The 18,116-nt window shown below is 58.4% G+C and carries 16 protein-coding genes; 9 read left to right on the top strand and 7 right to left on the bottom strand.

The features are described 5' to 3' along the window. Positions 1-164 precede the first annotated feature (164 nt). Positions 165-425 (top strand): helix-turn-helix domain-containing protein, encoded by a 261-nt coding sequence (locus ACOWVD_RS09305; RefSeq protein WP_004933567.1) that lies wholly within the window; start codon positions 165-167, stop codon positions 423-425. A gap of 66 nt (positions 426-491) precedes the next feature. Here ACOWVD_RS09305 and mdh read toward each other — a convergent pair whose 3' ends face one another. Continuing rightward, positions 492-1,430, bottom strand: a complete 939-nt coding sequence (gene mdh / locus ACOWVD_RS09300; protein WP_004933569.1) for a malate dehydrogenase — start codon at positions 1,428-1,430, stop codon at positions 492-494. A gap of 464 nt (positions 1,431-1,894) precedes the next feature. On the opposite strand from mdh, the gene argR reads away from it, so the two are divergent. From argR to yhcN (ACOWVD_RS09285), 3 genes are all read left to right on the top strand, one after another. Next, entirely contained in the window at positions 1,895-2,365 is a 471-nt protein-coding gene (gene argR, locus ACOWVD_RS09295) for a transcriptional regulator ArgR (protein ID WP_048796299.1), read from the top strand. A gap of 403 nt (positions 2,366-2,768) precedes the next feature. Then, the gene (gene yhcN, locus ACOWVD_RS09290; RefSeq protein ID WP_004933574.1) at positions 2,769-3,032 is read left to right on the top strand and encodes a peroxide/acid stress response protein YhcN; all 264 of its coding nucleotides are present in this window, start codon (positions 2,769-2,771) and stop codon (positions 3,030-3,032) included. Positions 3,033-3,152: 120 nt separating this feature from the next. Beyond that, complete coding sequence (gene yhcN, locus ACOWVD_RS09285; RefSeq protein ID WP_004933578.1) at positions 3,153-3,416, top strand: peroxide/acid stress response protein YhcN; 264 nt, start codon at positions 3,153-3,155, stop codon at positions 3,414-3,416. A gap of 197 nt (positions 3,417-3,613) precedes the next feature. Here the strand turns inward: yhcN (ACOWVD_RS09285) and mpl are convergent, their stop codons facing one another. Further along, the gene (gene mpl, locus ACOWVD_RS09280; RefSeq protein WP_004933582.1) at positions 3,614-4,993 is read right to left on the bottom strand and encodes a UDP-N-acetylmuramate:L-alanyl-gamma-D-glutamyl-meso-diaminopimelate ligase; all 1,380 of its coding nucleotides are present in this window, start codon (positions 4,991-4,993) and stop codon (positions 3,614-3,616) included. A gap of 169 nt (positions 4,994-5,162) precedes the next feature. Between mpl and fbp the strand changes: the two genes are divergently transcribed. Continuing rightward, positions 5,163-6,167, top strand: a complete 1,005-nt coding sequence (fbp, locus tag ACOWVD_RS09275; RefSeq protein WP_004933587.1) for a class 1 fructose-bisphosphatase — start codon at positions 5,163-5,165, stop codon at positions 6,165-6,167. A 45-nt stretch (positions 6,168-6,212) separates the two neighbouring features. On the opposite strand, the gene ACOWVD_RS09270 is transcribed toward fbp, so the two are convergent. Beyond that, complete coding sequence (locus tag ACOWVD_RS09270; protein WP_171453218.1) at positions 6,213-7,766, bottom strand: methyl-accepting chemotaxis protein; 1,554 nt, start codon at positions 7,764-7,766, stop codon at positions 6,213-6,215. Between the two features lie 260 nt (positions 7,767-8,026). On the opposite strand from ACOWVD_RS09270, the gene ppa reads away from it, so the two are divergent. Further along, complete coding sequence (ppa, locus tag ACOWVD_RS09265) at positions 8,027-8,557, top strand: inorganic diphosphatase (protein WP_004933594.1); 531 nt, start codon at positions 8,027-8,029, stop codon at positions 8,555-8,557. Positions 8,558-8,609: 52 nt separating this feature from the next. Here the strand turns inward: ppa and ACOWVD_RS09260 are convergent, their stop codons facing one another. Genes ACOWVD_RS09260 through tamA form a run of 3 tightly spaced genes read right to left on the bottom strand, consistent with a single transcriptional unit; the run spans position 8,610 to position 14,493 of the window. After that, the gene (locus tag ACOWVD_RS09260; RefSeq protein WP_004933596.1) at positions 8,610-8,957 is read right to left on the bottom strand and encodes a gamma-glutamylcyclotransferase family protein; all 348 of its coding nucleotides are present in this window, start codon (positions 8,955-8,957) and stop codon (positions 8,610-8,612) included. 2 nt (positions 8,958-8,959) lie between these two features. After that, entirely contained in the window at positions 8,960-12,778 is a 3,819-nt protein-coding gene (tamB, locus tag ACOWVD_RS09255; RefSeq protein ID WP_421105592.1) for an autotransporter assembly complex protein TamB, read from the bottom strand. Beyond that, complete coding sequence (gene tamA, locus ACOWVD_RS09250) at positions 12,775-14,493, bottom strand: autotransporter assembly complex protein TamA (RefSeq protein WP_170310347.1); 1,719 nt, start codon at positions 14,491-14,493, stop codon at positions 12,775-12,777. The genes tamB and tamA overlap by 4 nt, the downstream gene beginning before the upstream one ends. A gap of 304 nt (positions 14,494-14,797) precedes the next feature. Between tamA and msrA the strand changes: the two genes are divergently transcribed. Together msrA and ACOWVD_RS09240 are read left to right on the top strand one after the other, a co-directional pair. Further along, positions 14,798-15,439 (top strand): peptide-methionine (S)-S-oxide reductase MsrA, encoded by a 642-nt coding sequence (msrA, locus tag ACOWVD_RS09245; RefSeq protein WP_421105591.1) that lies wholly within the window; start codon positions 14,798-14,800, stop codon positions 15,437-15,439. A 180-nt stretch (positions 15,440-15,619) separates the two neighbouring features. Then, a complete protein-coding gene (locus tag ACOWVD_RS09240; protein ID WP_004933603.1) occupies positions 15,620-16,951 on the top strand; it encodes a hemolysin family protein in 1,332 nt (443 codons plus the stop codon). Between the two features lie 69 nt (positions 16,952-17,020). On the opposite strand, the gene ACOWVD_RS09235 is transcribed toward ACOWVD_RS09240, so the two are convergent. Beyond that, positions 17,021-17,227 (bottom strand): DUF1107 domain-containing protein, encoded by a 207-nt coding sequence (locus tag ACOWVD_RS09235; RefSeq protein ID WP_004933604.1) that lies wholly within the window; start codon positions 17,225-17,227, stop codon positions 17,021-17,023. A gap of 330 nt (positions 17,228-17,557) precedes the next feature. On the opposite strand from ACOWVD_RS09235, the gene ACOWVD_RS09230 reads away from it, so the two are divergent. Continuing rightward, on the top strand, positions 17,558-18,115 hold the full coding sequence (locus ACOWVD_RS09230) for a YtfJ family protein (protein WP_025159587.1): 558 nt from the start codon (positions 17,558-17,560) through the stop codon (positions 18,113-18,115). The last annotated feature ends 1 nt before the right edge of the window (position 18,116 follow it).

Raw genomic sequence — 18,116 nt, 5'->3', positions numbered from 1 at the left:
AATAGTGGGCAATGTCGTTTTTTGGAAATTACTTGGGTATTTTTTAGGAAATTTAATGGTATTCTTGTTTCCGAATAAGCGTTTCACGTTGTTCAAACGCTTAACCATGACCCGTTAGTTATACCACTAACGCAACTTTGGCTAATCAGAAAAGGAATGTAAACATGAATTCAAGGAACCCAGATTGGCATCCGGCAGATATCATCGCGGCGCTACGCAAGCAGGGCACCACGCTGGCGGCAGTGTCGCGCAAGGCCGGATTAAGCTCATCGACGCTGGCCAATGCGCTGTCGCGCCCGTGGCCAAAGGGGGAATGGCTGATCGCCGAAGCGATAGGCATCCACCCTTCGGAGATCTGGCCAAGCCGCTATTACGATCCGCACAGCGATTGCCTGCTGGATCGCAAAGCACGCATCAAATCGTGAACGCGGAGCAAAAAAAACCGCCGGAACAGCGTCCGGCGGCGTTTATCGGCTGACTATCGGTGTCGATCAGTTATTGATGAACTTCTCGCCCAGTTCGATATCTTTATGCAGCACGTCCAGCATCTCGTTCAGTGCTTTCTGCTCGAAGGCGCTCAGGGTGCCGATATCTTTGCGTTCTTCAACGCCGTTCTTGCCCAGCACCAGCGGCTGCGCGAAGAAGCGAGCGTATTTGCCGTCGCCTTCAACGTAAGCGCATTCCACAACGCCTTTCTCGCCCTGCAGCGCACGCACCAGAGACAGACCGAAACGGGCGGCCGCCTGGCCCATGGACAGCGTTGCAGACCCGCCGCCGGCTTTGGCTTCCACCACTTCAGTGCCGGCGTTCTGAATACGTTTGGTCAGATCCGCCACTTCCTGATCGGTGAAGCTCACGCCAGGGATCTGCGACAGCAGAGGCAGGATGGTCACGCCAGAGTGGCCGCCGATCACCGGCACGTTCAGTTCTTCAGGCTGCTTGCCTTTCAGCTCGGCCACGAAGGTATTGGAACGGATGATATCCAGCGAAGTCACGCCGAACAGTTTGTTCTTGTCGTAAACGCCGGCTTTTTTCAGCACTTCCGCCGCGATGGCGACCGTGGTGTTAACCGGGTTGGTGATGATGCCGATGCAGGCTTTCGGGCAGGTTTTCGCCACTTGCTCAATCAGGTTACGCACGATGCCGGCGTTAACGTTGAACAGGTCAGAGCGATCCATGCCTGGCTTACGGGCCACGCCGGCGGAAATCAGCACCACGTCCGCACCGTGCAGAGCCGGAGTCGCGTCTTCGCCGCTGAAGCCTTTGATTTTAACTGCGGTTGGGATGTGGCTTAAGTCGACGGCAACGCCTGGGGTAACGGGGGCAATGTCGTAGAGAGAGAGTTCAGAACCTGAAGGAAGCTGGGTTTTGAGTAGAAGGGCGAGGGCCTGGCCGATACCGCCAGCAGCACCGAGAACTGCAACTTTCATCCTATACTCCTTTATTATCTTAAATATATAAAGCGCCGTGAATGTGTTGGTTACGGACCTTAAGTTATTACACCTTTCAAAACAATAAATTAGCCAATTCTTGCCTGCAGGTGTAATAAAACGGCCGCTGTCGCGCTCATTTTAGATTAAATCGCTTACGCATGAAGGGCATAGCGCACACTAATCAAAAATAGTGCGAGGTTATTCACGAGCAAGTTAACCGGCCGTTACATTACACCCTTACGCAACATCAGAACAACATCATTTTAATAACATTTTATTTACCACAGCAGGCCGATTTTCCGTCGTCAAAAGGGCATATTCATCGCGGCCGGATTTTGTTAAAATGCCGCCCTTTCCTCGCCGTCCGGTCATTTTTATTTTCTTTGGGGCGGCCTTTGTTGCATAAAAATTCATCTATATGCATAATCATGACTTCCACTATCAACATTCCACGGTGCAAAATGCGTAATCCCGCAAAACAGGAAGATCTGATCAAGACGTTCAAAGCGTTATTGAAAGAAGAAAAATTCAGTTCTCAAGGCGAGATCGTTTTGGCGCTGCAAGAAGAAGGCTTCGAAAACATTAACCAATCCAAAGTATCGCGCATGCTGACCAAGTTCGGCGCGGTACGTACGCGCAATGCCAAAATGGAAATGGTGTATTGCCTTCCTGCCGAACTCGGCGTGCCGACCACCACCAGCCCATTGAAGAATCTGGTGCTCGACGTCGACCATAACGATGCCGTCGTGGTGATCCACACCAGCCCGGGCGCCGCACAGCTGATCGCCCGCCTGCTCGACTCACTGGGTAAATCCCAGGGTATCCTCGGCACAATTGCCGGCGACGACACGATTTTCGTCACCCCGTCCAACGGCTTTACCGCTCAGAAGCTGCATGAAGCGATCTTGAGCGTGTTCGAACAAGAGCTGTGAAACCTGGCGCTAACAAAGTGCGGCTGTAAACCGCATTTTGTTAGCGCTTCTTTAACCCTCGCGTTACCTTCCCAGCCTTCAACCGCGTTTAACACTGCTTTTTTATCCCGCAACAACACATTTCCATGACATCTCCATGTAACCAGCAGTACCCACTGTGATCTTCCGCACTTTTGGTCAAAATCACTTACCTTATTGAAATTACATAAATTTAACATCAAAAGATCGTTTTATGAGCGTTTTTTATTCCTTACGGTTATAAAAAATAAGGATCATGAGGTTAAAGTTTCACTAGCAACTGTTAGCGAACTATTAATTTTTCGCGTTACTAGCTGTATACTCATTTTCGTGAACTGAATCACAGTTCGTTGGAACTGATAAAAGAATACGATGAGGTGAGATGATGAAAATTAAAGCTACCGTTGCAACCCTGAGCGTTCTGTCCATGCTTTCCTTTGGTGCATTCGCAGCACAATCTGTTGATGCAACCCAGGCCGCAAAACTGCAGCCCGCCGGTGTGATCACCGTGAGCGGCGTCGCCGCTGCGCCTTCCGACATTCGCCAGGCACTGTCCGACAAAGCCGACGCCAAAGGGGCGACCGCTTACCGCGTAATCGAAGCGCGCAACGACGGCAACTTCCACGCGACCGCTGAAATCTACAAATAAGTAACGGCATTACCCGGCAACGGGCAATACATCTCTGGAATCAAACGCTGTCATAACGGCCTTCAAGAATAAAAATCGCTGCCAAGCCCTTCCAGGCTGTTATGACCAAGGATCGCTATCATGAACATGAAAACTACTGTTGCTGCACTCGGTTTGCTGTCCGTCATCTCCTTCGGCGCGTCTGCCGCCCAGTTGGTGACTAACGATCAGACCGCCAATCTGCAATCTATCGGCACCATTACCGTCAGCGGCATCGACGGCGCGCCGACCGACATTCGCCAGGCGTTGTCGGAGAAAGCCGACGCGAAAGGCGCGACCGCCTACCGCGTGATCGAAGCCCGTAACGAAGGCAACTACCACGCCACCGCCGAGATTTACAAATAACAACTCTGGGAACGGCTTTGCAGAGCTGATTACCCTCGTCACTGCCACTGCCGAGTTCTGACGCAAACGCCGATTTCCCAGAGACCCTCTCGTCGTCCTATCCGACGAACCCCGTTGCCCTCGCTCGCGAGGGCTTTTTTATGGGCGTAAAAAAGGCCGCGAATGCGGCCCTTAGGTTGGCTTATGCGGCTAAGCGATCAGTAGGTCACCTTCGGTTCCTGCTTTTTCGCCAGCGCGTCCAGCAAGCGATCGTGAATACCGCCGAAACCGCCGTTGCTCATCACCAGAATGTGGTCGCCCGGCTGTGCGGTTTTCACCACCATGTCCACCAGCGTGTCGAGATCCGCACTCCAATGCGCCGGCTGCACGCAGGCATCCGCCACTTCCGCGACCTGCCACGGAATGTGGTGCGGCTGGAACAGGAACACTTCGTCGGCACGGCCGAGCGAAGGCGCCAGATCGTTTTTGCTGATGCCCATTTTCATGGTGTTGGATCGCGGTTCCAGCACCGCCAGAATGCGCGCCGTACCGCCGACCTTGCCGCGCAGCGCGGCCAGAGTGGCCAGGATCGCCGTCGGGTGGTGCGCGAAATCGTCGTAAACCGTGACGCCGTTGGCTTCGCCACGCAGCTCCAGGCGGCGGCGGGCGTTGATGAAATCGCCCAACGCGCGGCAGGCGTCCGCCGGCTGCACGCCGACGTGGCGAGTCGCGGCGATGGCCATCAGGCCGTTATGCATGTTGTGCTCGCCCACCAGCGCCCACTTCACTTCGCCGACCTGCTCACCGTCGAGGAACACCGCGTAATGGCTGGCGTCCGGCGTCAGCTTCTGCGCACGCCAGGCGCCCTCTTCGCCCACCAGCTCCTGTTCGCTCCAGCAGCCCATCGCCATCACCTGCTTCAGGTGGCTGTCGTTGTCCGGCAGGATGATTTTGCCTTTGCCCGGCACCAGACGCACCAGGTGGTGGAACTGTTTCTGGATGGCTTTCAGATCGTCGAAAATATCGGCGTGGTCGAACTCCAGGTTGTTCATGATCAGCGTGCGCGGGCTGTAGTGCACGAACTTGGAGCGTTTGTCGAAGAACGCGCAGTCATACTCGTCGGCCTCGATCACGAAGAACGGGCTGCCGCCGAGGCGGGCCGATACGTCGAAGTTGCCCGGCACGCCGCCGATGACGAAGCCGGGCTGGTAGCCGCAGGCCTCGAGGATCCAGGTCGCCATGCCGGCGGTGGTGGTTTTGCCGTGGGTGCCGGCGACCGCCAGTACCCAGCGATCGCGCAACACGGCGTCGTGCAGCCACTGCGGGCCGGAAACGTAAGGGATACCGCGCTCCAGCACCGCCTCCACGCACGGGTTGCCGCGCGTCATGGCGTTGCCGATGATCACCAGATCCGGCGCCGGATCCAGCTGGGCGGGATCATAACCCTGAATCAGATCGATCCCCTGGTTCTCCAGCAGCGTGCTCATCGGCGGATAGACGTTGGCGTCCGAACCGGTGACGTCATGCCCCAGTGAGCGCGCCAGCATCGCCAGCCCGCCCATAAAGGTGCCACAGATCCCAAGAATGTGAATGCGCATAGGTTTCTCATGTGAGTGCATCGAATGTCGGCATATTCTAACGCTCAGAATCGTCCAGAAGAAATGGATTTGCCTATGAATGGCGCGCATCTTTGGGCTACACTGCACGCGAAAACGTTGGCGGTTTGTTAACAGGCCGCTATCCATCCGTAGATTCAGGGATTGTGTCATGAAAACGTTAGGCGAATTTATCGTCGAGAAACAGCACGACTTCTCTCACGCCACCGGCGAGCTGACCGCGTTACTTTCTGCAATTAAACTGGGCGCCAAAATCATCCACCGCGACATCAACAAGGCCGGCCTGGTTGATATTCTGGGAACCAGCGGGGTGTCCAACGTACAGGGCGAAGTTCAGATGAAACTGGACCTGTACGCGAACGAAAAACTGAAAGCGGCGTTGAAAGCGCGTGGTGAAGTTGCGGGGATCGCTTCCGAAGAAGAAGATGAAATCGTGATATTCGACGGCGAGCGAGCTGAAAATGCCAAGTATGTCGTATTGATGGATCCGTTGGACGGCTCGTCCAACATCGATGTCAACGTCTCGGTCGGTACGATTTTCTCTATCTATCGTCGCATCACGCCGGTCGGCACGCCGGTGACCGAAGAAGACTTCCTGCAGCCGGGCAGCGCCCAGGTCGCAGCGGGTTACGTGGTTTACGGCTCGTCCACCATGCTGGTGTACACCACCGGTTACGGCGTCCACGCCTTCACATACGATCCGTCTCTGGGCGTGTTCTGTCTCTCTCACGAGAAAGTGCGCTTCCCGGCGAGCGGCAACATGTATTCCATCAACGAAGGCAACTACATCAAGTTCCCTCTCGGCGTGAAGAAATACATCAAGTACTGCCAGGAGCAGGACGAAGCGACGCAGCGCCCTTATACCTCGCGCTACATCGGTTCTCTGGTGGCGGATTTCCACCGCAACCTGCTGAAAGGCGGCATCTACATCTACCCAAGCACCGCCAGCCACCCGCAAGGCAAGCTGCGCCTGCTGTACGAATGCAACCCGATGGCGTTCCTGGCCGAACAGGCCGGCGGTAAGGCCAGCGACGGCAAAAATCGCATTCTGGACATCACGCCGGTGAAACTGCACCAGCGCGCGCCATTCTTCGTCGGCACCAAGTCGATGGTAGAAGACGCAGAACGCTTCATCGCCGAAAACCCGGACGAGTAACGCGTTACTGGCAAGGGTTCGGCGCCGCGCCGAACCCTTATCGCCTTACAGCTTGAACGCCGCCATGCTCTGCGCCAGCAGCTGAGCCTGATCTTCCAGCGAGCGCGTCGCCGCCGCCGACTCTTCCACCAGCGCCGCATTCTGCTGCGCCACCTGATCCATCTGCGCCACCGCCAGATTCACCTGTTCGATACCGCTGCTTTGTTCGCGCGTCGCCGCCGAGATCTCACGCATCAACGCCGTCACCCGACCCACTTCACCGGTGATACCGCTCATGGTCTGCGCCGCCGACTCCACCATCTGCTCGCCTTCCTGCACCCGGTTCTGCGACGCTTCGATCAACCCTTTGATCTCTTTCGCCGACTGGGCGCTGCGCTGCGCCAAATTGCGCACTTCGCCGGCCACCACCGCGAAGCCGCGGCCCTGTTCACCGGCGCGCGCCGCTTCCACCGCCGCGTTCAGCGCCAGGATATTGGTCTGGAAGGCGATGCCGTCCATCACGCTGATGATATCGGCGATGCGGCGCGAGCTGTCGGTGATCGCCTGCATCTTGCTCATGACCTGGCTGACCACGTCGCTGCCCTGGTTGGCGATATCGGACACGCTCAGCGCCAGCTGATTGGCTTGCTCGCAGTTCTCGGCGTTCATTTTCACCGTCGAGGTCAGCTGTTCCATGCTGGCGGCAGTCTCTTCCAGCGAAGCGGCCGATTCTTCGGTGCGCTGCGCCAGATGCAGGTTACCGGCCGCCAGTTCGCGTGAACCGGTGTCGATCTGGCTGCTGGCGTCACGCACTTTGCTGACCGAATTGGCCAGCGCCTGCTGCATGCGCTGCATCGCCCGCACCAGGCGGCCCATCTCGGTATCGCCCTCGCCGCGGATCTCATGGGTCAGATCGCCGCCGGCGATGTGTTCCAACTGCGCGATGGACTCATCCAGCGGACGCAAAATGATCACGCGCAACGCAAACCAGGCCAGCACCGCCAGCAGCACGCTGAGCAGGCCCGCCACCACGATCAGCGAGATCTTGGTGCTGGCGTTGCTTTCCGCGTCATACACCTGCTTCTCGCCGAGCTTCATGGCGAAGCTGCGGAAATCGCTGAGATCCTTTTCAAACGCGATGCTCAACGCAGAGATACGGGTCTCCTGAATATGGTAGTACTCATCGATCTTGCCGGCCTTGATGGCGGCGGCCATCGGCTTCACGCCCTGCTCCAGATAGGCGCGATAGCTGTTTTGCAGACGATTGGAGAGTTCGCGGCCGCGCTCGGTCACGGTGCCGACGCCGACAAAGCGCGCCATTTCCTTGTTCGACTGCTCGAGGTAGCCGTAGATGCGGCCGACGGTGGCGTCGGCGACATCAGTCTGGCCGATCTCCCGTTGGCGCACCGCCAGCGAGGCGGCGGTTCGGGCGCGCAGCGTCAGGTTGGAGCTGTTGGCCAACGAGCCCAGCTCTTCGCCGAGGATCTGGTTCAAGGTATGGATCGAGCGCGATCCTTCGTTAATCGCGTTGACGCCAATAACGCTGACCATGATCAGCAGCATGGTCATCAGGCTCAGCAGGGCGATCAGCCCAGCCTTCACCGTAATCTTTTTTAGCATGAGTTCTTCCCGGCTTCAGAATAGTGAGATCAGACGTAGTAGGGGTGGCAAAACGCGGAGCCAGCTTTGCTGGCTCATTATTGTTTGTTGAAGTTATCGGCAGCCGCAGGCAAAACTTCATGCCGCGGCGGGATTAATCTGGAAATTCTCCGCGCGCAGAAACACTGGGTTTTCGACGATGAAAAGGGCAGGAAATCGCAAAAGAGTCCGCTATAATAGCCGCCACTCCATTTCTGGTTTGATGATTAAAGGAAACCGACATGAGCTTGAATCTGGTCCCAGCTGGCAAAGACCTGCCGGAAGACATCTACGTAGTAATCGAAATCCCGGCCAACGCCGATCCAATCAAATACGAAATCGACAAAGAAACCGGCGCGCTGTTCGTTGACCGTTTCATGTCCACCGCGATGTTCTACCCGTGCAACTACGGCTACATCAACCACACTCTGTCTCTGGATGGTGATCCGGTTGACGTGCTGGTCCCAACCCCATATCCGCTGCAGCCGGGCTCCGTGATCCGCTGCCGTCCGGTTGGCGTGCTGAAGATGACCGACGAAGCCGGTGAAGACGCCAAGCTGGTTGCGGTACCGCACAGCAAGCTGACCAAAGAGTACGATCACGTGAAAGACGTGAACGACCTGCCGGAACTGCTGAAAGCCCAGATCGCTCACTTCTTCGAGCACTACAAAGATCTGGAAAAAGGCAAATGGGTGAAAGTGGAAGGCTGGGCAGACGCTGCCGCAGCTAAAGCGGAAATCATCGCCTCCTTCGAACGCGCCGCCAAGAAGTAATTTTCGCCGCCGTCCGATGAAAAAACACCGCTCATTGAGCGGTGTTTTTTTATTACTGATCTTCGAGGCGTTTCAGCCAGTCACCGCTGGTAATTCGCGGGTAACCGTCCACGCTGTGTTTATACAGGTAGATCCACGCACTCCCATAAGGCGTCTGAATCAGCTCGCGCTTATAGTCCTTGGTGTTGCTTTTCAGTTCGTCCAGCTCTGCCAGAATCGATGAGTTAATACGATACACTTCGCAATGTATCGTGCCCTCTCCAGGGATCGCCGCCGGGTAATGGCCCAGATTATAAATCTGATAGCCTTCGAGCTCGTGCTCGCCGAGCCATTGGGCGTTGGTCATCCAATGGCTGTTTCCCTGTTTGCGCCGTAAACTGCCGTAGACAATTATTCGCATCGCTAAAACTCAAACTGATAGAGCAAATCTAATGCCTGGTCGAGACCAGACACCGCTTCAAGATACAACTTAGGCATCAGGCGATAACGCAACGTCAGCGTGGCCAGCGAGTCGAAAATACCCACCCCATATTTTACTTGTAAGCCTGGGAGGACATAGCCGCTCACGACAACCTGGGAATTGTCGCCAACCCCTTGAGTGTCCAGAGCCAAATTACTCACGCCGAATGCCTCGCCGATTTTACCCACAAGTTGACCACTTTGTGCAACCCCCATGCCGATTAACATCGACGTCATGGCGTTGCCGTCGGCGCCGGAACTGCTTAAGCCCTGACCGCGCAGCAGATAAGACAGGGCTTCCTGTTGCGATTTGGCCGGATCGGAGAACACTTCCAGCTTCGGCGCATCCGCCAGGCCGGTCACGCGCACGCCGGCGGTCACGTCGTCCTCGGTGGATTCCGGGTTGCGGATCGCCTCGATATTGAGCAGCGGCTGATCCGGCGGGCCGGAGAACATCAGCTGCCCTTTACGCACGATCAAATCCTGACCATAAGCATGGAAGCGACCGGAAGGGATGTCAATCTGGCCATTGAGGCCCAACCCTTTCTTGTCCTGCACCACTTTCAAATCGCCCTTCAGGCGGGCTTTCAGGCCGAAGGCGTCCAGCCGCACGTCGTTGCCGACGTGGATCATCAGGTTGCTGTTGATCGGGATCGAGGCGGTCTTCGGTTGAATCGGCTTCAGCTGATCGTCCAGCATCACCTCGTCGGAAGAGACGCCCACCGCGCTTTCCGGCAGTTCCTGCACCGTGATGCGCGCCCAGGGAATGTCGACCTTGCCGTTGAGCGAGAACAGCTGCGGCGTGGCTTCGAACACCAGATCCGGCGATACGTCGATGCGGATCATCGGCGGCACCGTCACCCGCAGCTTGTCGCCCTTGGCGGCAATGCGCGCACGCCAGGCATTGATGTCACGCCAGTCGGCATCGCCCGCCAGATTCAGCTGGCCGCGCGTGGTGCTGAGCAGCCCTTCCAGCGTCGAGGTCATGCCGTTGAAATTCACCGCCAGCCGCGCGTCGGTCATATCGAACGGCATCCAGTGCCCCTGCACCTTCGCCCGATCCAACGCCAGACGCCCGAACACCAGCGGCTTCTGCGCGCTGCCGCCCAGACGCAGGTTGGCGTTCAGCATGCCCGCCGCGCTTTCGCCCTTCATCAGCGCCGGGTTAATCAGCGCCAACGAAATGTTGGTGATATTGACGTTGCCGCTGATGGTGCGCCGCACCTGCGGATCCGCCACCTGGATATTGCCGTCGAACTGGCCGTTGTTGGTCAGTTTGATCCGCCAGTCGGCCTGCGCGCGGCCGTTGTTCAGGCCGGCGTTGAGGGTCAGCGTATCGAAGGCGATCGGTAGCGCGTTGCCCTGCACCTGCTGCACCACCTTGACGCCGTTGCCGGCCAACGTGACCTTCGCCTCCGGCAGCGCGCCGCCCGGTTTCCAGCTGACGTCGGCCCGGCCGGTGAACACGCCGCTCAGGGCGGTCTCCGGGCCGAGGAACGGCTTGATCATCGCCAGATCGAAGCGGTTGAGCACCACGCTGGCCTGGCCGCTCTGGCCGGCTTCGATGGTCTTCGGCACGCACAACTCGGCGTTCGGGTTCTGCCAGCAGTGCGGCCCGACGCTGATCTTCTGCGCGGTGTTCAGGTAGTCCAGCGCGATGGCGCGCGTCAGGCGCCACTCCCCCACCGGCGTATCGAAGCGGGTATTGTTCAGATTGCCGCGCCAGCGCTGCTGCTGACGATCGAAGCTGCCCTGCAGCGCCAGCTGGCCGGAGACCGGTTTGCCGTCGATCTTCAACTGCAGCTGATGCTGCTTCTCGCTGCCTTTGGCGTCGAGGGTCAGCAGGCTGACCTCCAGCGCGTCCTGCTTCAGCTGCTCGACGCGTACCGCCAGCTGCCCTTGGATCTGATCCGTGGAGCGCACGTCGCCGTCGATCTTCACGCGGTTGATGCGCAGCGCCTGCCACTGCAAGCCGGAGGCGGTCAAATCCGCCAGCAGCTGAGGCGCCTGCAGATTGCCGCGCAGCTTCAGCAGCCCTTTGGCGGTGCCGCCGAGGCCCGGCAGCGCGCCGTCCAGACGCGGCGCGTCGATGTTGGCGTCCAGGTTCCAGTTCTTCTCGTCCAGCTGTCCTTTGACATTCAGCTGGTTGCGCCCCAGCGTCAGATCGATGCCGGGGATTTTCCACTGCCCGGCGGCGTTGCCGCTCAGCGTGCCGCGCGCCGTGACCTTGTTCTGCTTCACGTTGCCGTCCAGCTGCAGCACCGGCACCTGCAGCTGCCAGCTGCCGCCGTGCAGGCTGCCGCGCGTGGTGATCTTGCCGTCGAGTTTCGCCGGCCATTCCGGCCACTGCTTGGCGGTATTGATGCCGCTCAGCGTCAATTGCGAGTTCCAGCTGATGGCCTTGCTCCAGTCCACCAGCGCAGTGAGATCGGTATTGCCCTGCAGCGCCGCCAGGCGCAGGCGCTCCAGCTTGAACTGCTCGACGTTGCCTTTGCCGTCCAGCGTCAGCACCGCCGGCGGCAGATCCTGGCCTTTCAGATTGGCGCGCGTCGACAGCGCATAGTCGGTCGCCTTGCCGTTAAAGCGCAGGCGGAAATCGTTGACCTGATATTGCGCCTCGCCGCTCAGCGGCCATTTCAGCTGCTTGCTCTGCAGCGTCAGCGCCAGCGGCAGGCCGGCTTCGGCCAGCCGGGTTTGCACATCGAGCTGGGCGCCGACCGGGCCGGACAGGTTCAGCGCCACCTTCAGCTCATCACGCAACCCGCCGCCGATGTTCAGCTTCACCTTCTCGCCCTTCAACGGGTCGATATTCAACGCGCTGTTGGCGGTCAGCGCCACCGGCCAGTCGCCGGTCAGGGTCGCCTGCCCCTGCACCGACAGCGTGCCCTGCGGCGACTTCACGTCGAAGTTGTCCAGCTGGATATGCTGATCCTGCGTGCTGGCCTGCAGCAACAGGCTCGTGATCAGCACGTCGGTATCGCCGGTCAAGCGCAGCTGTTCGCCGCTGATCTCTTTCACGGTGATATCCAGCGGCAGACGGATGTCCGGCAGATCCGGCAACAGCGGTTTGGCGAACAGTTCCTTCAGCGTTTCGCCGAGCGGCTTCTCCTCCGGCTGCGGCGCCGGTTTCGCCGCGTCGGTAACCTGCTCACCGACCTTTTTCGCCACCTCGACCGCCGGTTGCACCGCTTCCGGCAACGGATTTTGCGGCGTTTTCGGCAAGGCGATCAGCAACGAGCCGATCTTGGTTGGCATCAGCGTCAGCGCGCGCTCTTGCCACTGCGCGCCGGTGCGGAACTCGGCCAGAGAAATGGCGGTGTCGTCGACGGTGACCTTGACGTTATTCAGCGCCAGCAGGCGCAGGGTGATCGGATAAGGGGTGCTGAGATTGGTGGTCGGTTCACTGCTCTCCTCCACCGGCGCGGAGGGCGCCATCTCTTTGGTGTTCACCGCCACGTCCACGTCCTGAGCGGTCAAGGCGTTAACGCACAGCGAGCTGCGTTTAAAGCAGGAGAGATCGAGGGAGAGATGGAACTGCCCGGCATTGACCGTCACGCCCGGCATCTGATACTTCACGCCCTTCAGCGTCAGATCGCGCCAGCCGCCGCTGACGCCGGCGATCTCCAACCCCGGCACCCAGCGCGCCGCGCCGTTGATGACCATATGCAAACCGGTGGTGGTCCCCACCAGGAAGGCCAGGCCGCCGATCAGCAACGGCAGAATGACCAGAAATCCGAGGCAAATCTTTTTAACCAAGCTCATAGTTCAGGCCCCAAACCGATGTAGAACTGCATCCCGTGGGTGTCCTTGTCCCCCACGGGCGCGGCGATATCCAGCTTCACCGGCCCCACCGGCGACTGCCAGCGCACGCCTACGCCGGCGCCGGTCTTGAAGTTGCTCTGCTTGATATCGTTCACCGCTTCACCGGAATCGACGAACATCGCCCCCCACCATTTGCCGGTCACGTTGTATTGGTACTCCAGCGAGCCGGTCAGCATCTTGGAAGCGCCGGTCAGCTTGCCGTCGTCGCCGCGCGGCGAAATGTCTTTGTACTTGTAGCCACGAATGCTGCGGTCACCGCCGGCGAAGAAGCGCAGATCCGGCGGCACCTTGTCGAAGTCGTTGGTTTCGATCCAGCCCACCTGCCCGCGCGCTACAAAGCGATGCTTGTCGGCTAAGGTGCGGATCCAGACGTTCTGCGCCTGCATCAGCGCGAAGTCCACGCCGGAGCCCCAGGAAGTGTCGGACACGTCGATGGAATAGCGTTGGCTGTCGCCCCAGGTCGGCATCAGCCCGCCGCGCGAACGGGTGCGGTTGAAGCTGACGCCGGGGTACAGCAGCATGGTGGTGTTGCTGACGTTGCCCTGGGTAAAGTTATCCCAGCGCCAGGTCAGGTTGATCGCCCGCTGCCAGCCGCTGGAGAGATCCCAGTTGCGCGAGGCCACCACTTTGGAGGTCACGGATTTGGTGTCGTTAAGATCGACATTCTTGAGCCCGCCCTGCAGCAGGTAATACTGCTCCAGCGGGTTCTTGAGCAGCGGGATCTTGTAAGTCAGATCCAGCTGCTGCTCCGGCGCCGACACGCTGGCGCTGGTTTCCAGGCTATGCCCGCGATCGTTGAGCCAGGGCTTTTTCCAGGTGCCTTTCACCCGCGGGCCGACGTCGGTGGAATAACCGATACCGGTTTCGACCGTGTTGCGCGTGCGCGGCGTCACCAGCGCGTCCAACGGCAAAATCTTGTTCTCTTTGGCATCGTTGAAATCAGGGGACACCACCACCGAGTTGAACCAGTTGGTGGCGGACAAACGGCGGTTCAGCTCGGCCAAATCCTCCGAACTGTAGTAATCCCCCTGATGAAAGGGCACCAGATTTTGCAGATAGTCTTCGCGGATTTGCGAACCGGTGAATTTCACCTTGCCGAAGCGGTAACGTTCGCCGCTGTTGAAATCGATATCCCAAAACGCCTTGTGCAGATCTTCGGCCACGCCGAGCTGGCTTTTGGTCATGTCGGCGTCGAAGTAGCCTTTGCGCAGCGCCAGGCCGGTCAGCGAGCCTTTGAAACTGTCATACTTGCCGTGGTTGAGGATCTCGCCGATGGTCGGCCGATCCTTCTTTACCAGCGCCAGGTAGTCCTCATCGGTCTTCGCGCCGCCTTCCAGCACGATGTTGGCGCCGGCGATGCGCACCGGTTCGCCCGGATTGACCTTGGCATGCAGCACCGGGCGCGACATCCCCGGCCGATCGTCCAGCGTAAACTCGATGGTCGGCTGGTAATAGCCGAGCGCGCGCAGCCCCTGGCGCACCGCCTCGTCCACCCGTGCGCGGAAGCGGCCGTCGGTGCCGACCTCTTCAGGCGTGATCGACGACAGCCGCACCCGGACGTTTTTTTCCAACTCTCCGCTTAACCCCTCCACCTGCAGCCGCACGTTCGCCGCATAGGCTGCAGGTGCCGCAAGCAACACAGATATCAAGCACATGACCGGGTACTTTGGCACGTGTTCTCCTTATTGATTTTACTGTCCTGTTATGGTGTTCGCTCCGGGGCCAGGGCAGACTCCGCGCTATCATGACGGCAGCCCTCTTCAACCTTCTTCCGGACGCCGCCCGCCGCGCTTTGCCACCGCCGCGCAACAGGCGAATTCTTCACTTTTGGCGCTCAAAATACTGCGTTAAGCTTATACAAAATCCAACTTGCCGCTTATTGTGGGCAAAGACGCGGTGAGATACAACCGAACCGCCGCCATGTAGGGTCAATTCTTACTGTGACAACAGGAGTCAACCGTGGTGCCATTTTTTGATAAATCACAAACCGTCGATAAGGCAAGCGCGCTGCCTGGCCGCACCACGCCAATGCCTGTCGCAACGCTCAACGTCGTCACCGAACACTCGATGACTCAGGTGCCGGCCGGCATGGAGGTGGCAGTTTTCGCCATGGGCTGTTTCTGGGGCGTTGAGCGCCTGTTCTGGCAACAGCCGGGCGTCTACAGCACCGCCGCCGGCTACAGCGGCGGCTATACGCCGAACCCGACCTACCGCGAAGTGTGCAGCGGCCAGACCGGCCACGCCGAAGTGGTGCGCGTGGTGTTCGATCCGCAGGTCGTCAGCTACAAACAGCTGCTGCAGCTGTTCTGGGAAAATCACGATCCGGCGCAGGGCATGCGCCAGGGCGGCGACGTCGGCACGCAGTACCGCTCGGCGATTTATACGCTGAGCCCAGAGCAGCAGGCCGAGGCGGAAAGCAGCCTGCAACGCTTCCAGCAGGCGATGGATGCGGCGGGCGATAAGCGCGCCATCACCACCGAGATCGTACCGGCTCTGCCGTTCTATTACGCGGAAGACGATCACCAACAGTACCTGTACAAGAACCCGGAAGGCTACTGCGGGCTGGGCGGCATCGGCGTTTGCCTGCCGCCGCAGGGCTGATTTGATGCCGGCCGGCGGCACTTTTTTAACCGCTGGCGGCCCCTGTGGGGCAACTGCTATACTATGCGGGCCGCTTCTGCGGCCCGATAGCTTCCCTTCTGGTTGTTATCGCTGCTTTTTTTACTATGTACTACCCTTCCTCAAGAGCGCCGGCATCCCGTCGGCACGTATGGATAGATTATGTTAAACAGTATTTTACTGATTCTTTTTCTGATCGCGGTGAGTGCGTTCTTCTCACTGTCGGAAATCTCTCTGGCCGCCTCGCGCAAGATCAAACTGAAGCTGATGGCTGACGAAGGTAACGTCAACGCCGCCAGAGTGCTCAAGCTGCAAGAAACCCCTGGCATCTTTTTCACCGTGGTGCAGATCGGCCTGAACGCCGTGGCCATCCTCGGCGGTATCGTCGGCGACGCGGCTTTCTCGCCCACTTTCAAGGTGTTGTTCGATCGTTTCCTGTCGCCCGAATTGGCGGAACAGGTCAGCTTCATCTGCTCTTTCGTGCTGGTGACCAGCCTGTTTATCCTGTTCGCCGATTTGACCCCGAAGCGCATCGGTATGATTGCACCAGAGACGGTCGCCGTCCGGATCATCAACCCGATGCGTTTCTCCATCATGATCTTCCGCCCGCTGGTGTGGTTCTTCAACGGCATGGCCAACCTGATCTTCCGTATGTTCAAGCTGCCGATGGTGCGTAAAGACGACATCACCTCCGATGACATCTACGCGGTGGTGGAAGCCGGCGCCCTGGCGGGCGTGCTGCGCAAGCAGGAGCACGAGCTGATTGAAAACGTGTTCGAACTGGAATCGCGCACCGTGCCGTCTTCGATGACCTCGCGCGAAAGCGTGGTGTACTTCGATCTGCGCGAAAGCGAAGAGAGCATCAAGGAGAAAGTCTCGACTCACCCGCACTCCAAGTTCCTGGTGTGCGACGGCCATATCGATCAGGTGGTCGGCTACGTCGATTCCAAAGACCTGCTGAACCGCGTGCTGGGCAACCAAAGCCTGGTGCTGAGCAGCGGCGTGCAGATCCGCTCGGCGCTGATCGTGCCGGACACGCTGACGCTGTCCGAAGCGCTGGAAAGCTTCAAAACCGCCGGCGAAGACTTCGCGGTGATCCTCAATGAATATGCGTTGGTGGTGGGCATCATCACCCTTAACGACGTGATGACCACGCTGATGGGCGATCTGGTCGGCCAGGGCCAGGAAGAGCAGATCGTGGCGCGCGACGAAAGTTCATGGCTGATTGAAGGCGGCACGCCGATCGATGACGTGATGCGCGTGCTGGACATCGACGAGTTCCCGCAGGCGGGCAACTACGAAACCATCGGCGGCTTTATGATGTACATGCTGCGCAAGATCCCGAAACGCACCGACTTCGTCAAATACGCCGGCTACAAGTTCGAAGTGGTGGATATCGACAGCTACAAGATAGACCAGCTGCTGGTCACCCGGCTGAGCGACAAACCGGCGGCGGTGCTGCCGAAAGCGCCGGACGACACGCCTGCGGCCTGACGACGCGAAGGACAAAAACATCAGCGGCCCCATCGGGGCCGCATTTTTTTACCGCTGTCAGCGAGGTGCTCACCCCATCTCGGTCTGCAACAGCAGCACCTGACGGTTCACTTCAGACATCACGCTGAAATGGCGCTTGTCGCGAATCTTCGGCGGCAGGATTTTCCCCTCGTCGAATTCAAATGCGCCCACGTCCTTGATATACAGCCTTCCGCGAAACAGGGTCTTAACGTACTTTGCCACTTTCAAAGGGTTATAACGCTGGAAGATTCTCATTCTTTTACGCTCCTCCCGTTGATCCATGCGCTCAGCGAGCCGCCAAAGGTGGCAGCCTCGAAATTCAGAACGCAACTTGATTGCATGTAGTAGACCCAGTAAAGACCAGAACGTTCACTTCTGCCCGGATATCTACGCTGGATTTACACTTTTTGACAGAATTGTATATGATAATTTATAACGTTTTCAGGATATCCCTTCAAAATCTGATGATTAGCGAACCAAGGGAAAATCTGCGATCCGGTTAACAGGACAGACCTCTTATCACATCCTATGCTTTAGGCTGTCGAAGTGCTGTCGCACAAATTCCCCCCATTACAAGGAGAAAGCATGAAAACAAGTCGCATGCTGATGGTATCCCTGCTGCTCGCCCCGCTTTTCGCTTCCGCGCACAACTTCCAGCTCCAGCAGCGCGTGGCGCCGGTCGGCGTCAGCGACAAAGGAGAGCTCAATTACGCTGACGGTAATTTTAGCTACCAGAACTGGAACAGCGCGCAGCTCAGTGGAAAAGTGCGAGTGATACAACATATTGCCGGCCGCAGCTCCGCCAAAGACATGAACGACCCACTGATTGAAGCGATCAAGAAGGCGAAGCTACCACACGATCGTTACCAAACGACGACAATCGTCAACACCGACGATGCCCTGATGGGCACCGCGATGTTCGTGCGCAGCAGTATTGAAGACAGCAAGAAGGAGTTCCCATGGTCGCAGTTTATCGTCGACAGCGACGGCAACGTGCGCAAAGCCTGGGATCTGCAGCCGAAAGGATCCGCCATCGTGGTGCTGGATAAGCAAGGGCGCATCCAGTTCGCCAAAGACGGCGCGCTGACGCCGGAAGAGGTGCAGCAGGTGATGTCCAAGCTGCACCAGCTGTTGGCGAACTAAC

The organism is Serratia sp. SA088 (assembly GCF_049065515.1).
In the GTDB taxonomy this organism is placed as follows: Bacteria; Pseudomonadota; Gammaproteobacteria; order Enterobacterales; family Enterobacteriaceae; genus Serratia; species Serratia nematodiphila.
Note: the sequence above shows the minus strand (reverse complement) of the source record. Positions and strands in the feature narration are given on the sequence as shown.

Excerpts from the sequence above, each read along its gene's own strand:
- ACOWVD_RS09305 (WP_004933567.1), top strand. The coding sequence starts at position 165 with ATGAATTCAAGGAACCCAGATTGGCATCCGGCAGATATCATCGCGGCG.
- mdh (WP_004933569.1), bottom strand. The coding sequence starts at position 1,430 with ATGAAAGTTGCAGTTCTCGGTGCTGCTGGCGGTATCGGCCAGGCCCTC.
- argR (WP_048796299.1), top strand. The coding sequence starts at position 1,895 with ATGCGTAATCCCGCAAAACAGGAAGATCTGATCAAGACGTTCAAAGCG.
- yhcN (WP_004933574.1), top strand. The coding sequence starts at position 2,769 with ATGAAAATTAAAGCTACCGTTGCAACCCTGAGCGTTCTGTCCATGCTT.
- yhcN (WP_004933578.1), top strand. The coding sequence starts at position 3,153 with ATGAACATGAAAACTACTGTTGCTGCACTCGGTTTGCTGTCCGTCATC.
- mpl (WP_004933582.1), bottom strand. The coding sequence starts at position 4,993 with ATGCGCATTCACATTCTTGGGATCTGTGGCACCTTTATGGGCGGGCTG.
- fbp (WP_004933587.1), top strand. The coding sequence starts at position 5,163 with ATGAAAACGTTAGGCGAATTTATCGTCGAGAAACAGCACGACTTCTCT.
- ACOWVD_RS09270 (WP_171453218.1), bottom strand. The coding sequence starts at position 7,766 with ATGCTAAAAAAGATTACGGTGAAGGCTGGGCTGATCGCCCTGCTGAGC.
- ppa (WP_004933594.1), top strand. The coding sequence starts at position 8,027 with ATGAGCTTGAATCTGGTCCCAGCTGGCAAAGACCTGCCGGAAGACATC.
- ACOWVD_RS09260 (WP_004933596.1), bottom strand. The coding sequence starts at position 8,957 with ATGCGAATAATTGTCTACGGCAGTTTACGGCGCAAACAGGGAAACAGC.
- tamB (WP_421105592.1), bottom strand. The coding sequence starts at position 12,778 with ATGAGCTTGGTTAAAAAGATTTGCCTCGGATTTCTGGTCATTCTGCCG.
- tamA (WP_170310347.1), bottom strand. The coding sequence starts at position 14,493 with ATGTGCTTGATATCTGTGTTGCTTGCGGCACCTGCAGCCTATGCGGCG.
- ACOWVD_RS09240 (WP_004933603.1), top strand. The coding sequence starts at position 15,620 with ATGTTAAACAGTATTTTACTGATTCTTTTTCTGATCGCGGTGAGTGCG.
- ACOWVD_RS09235 (WP_004933604.1), bottom strand. The coding sequence starts at position 17,227 with ATGAGAATCTTCCAGCGTTATAACCCTTTGAAAGTGGCAAAGTACGTT.
- ACOWVD_RS09230 (WP_025159587.1), top strand. The coding sequence starts at position 17,558 with ATGAAAACAAGTCGCATGCTGATGGTATCCCTGCTGCTCGCCCCGCTT.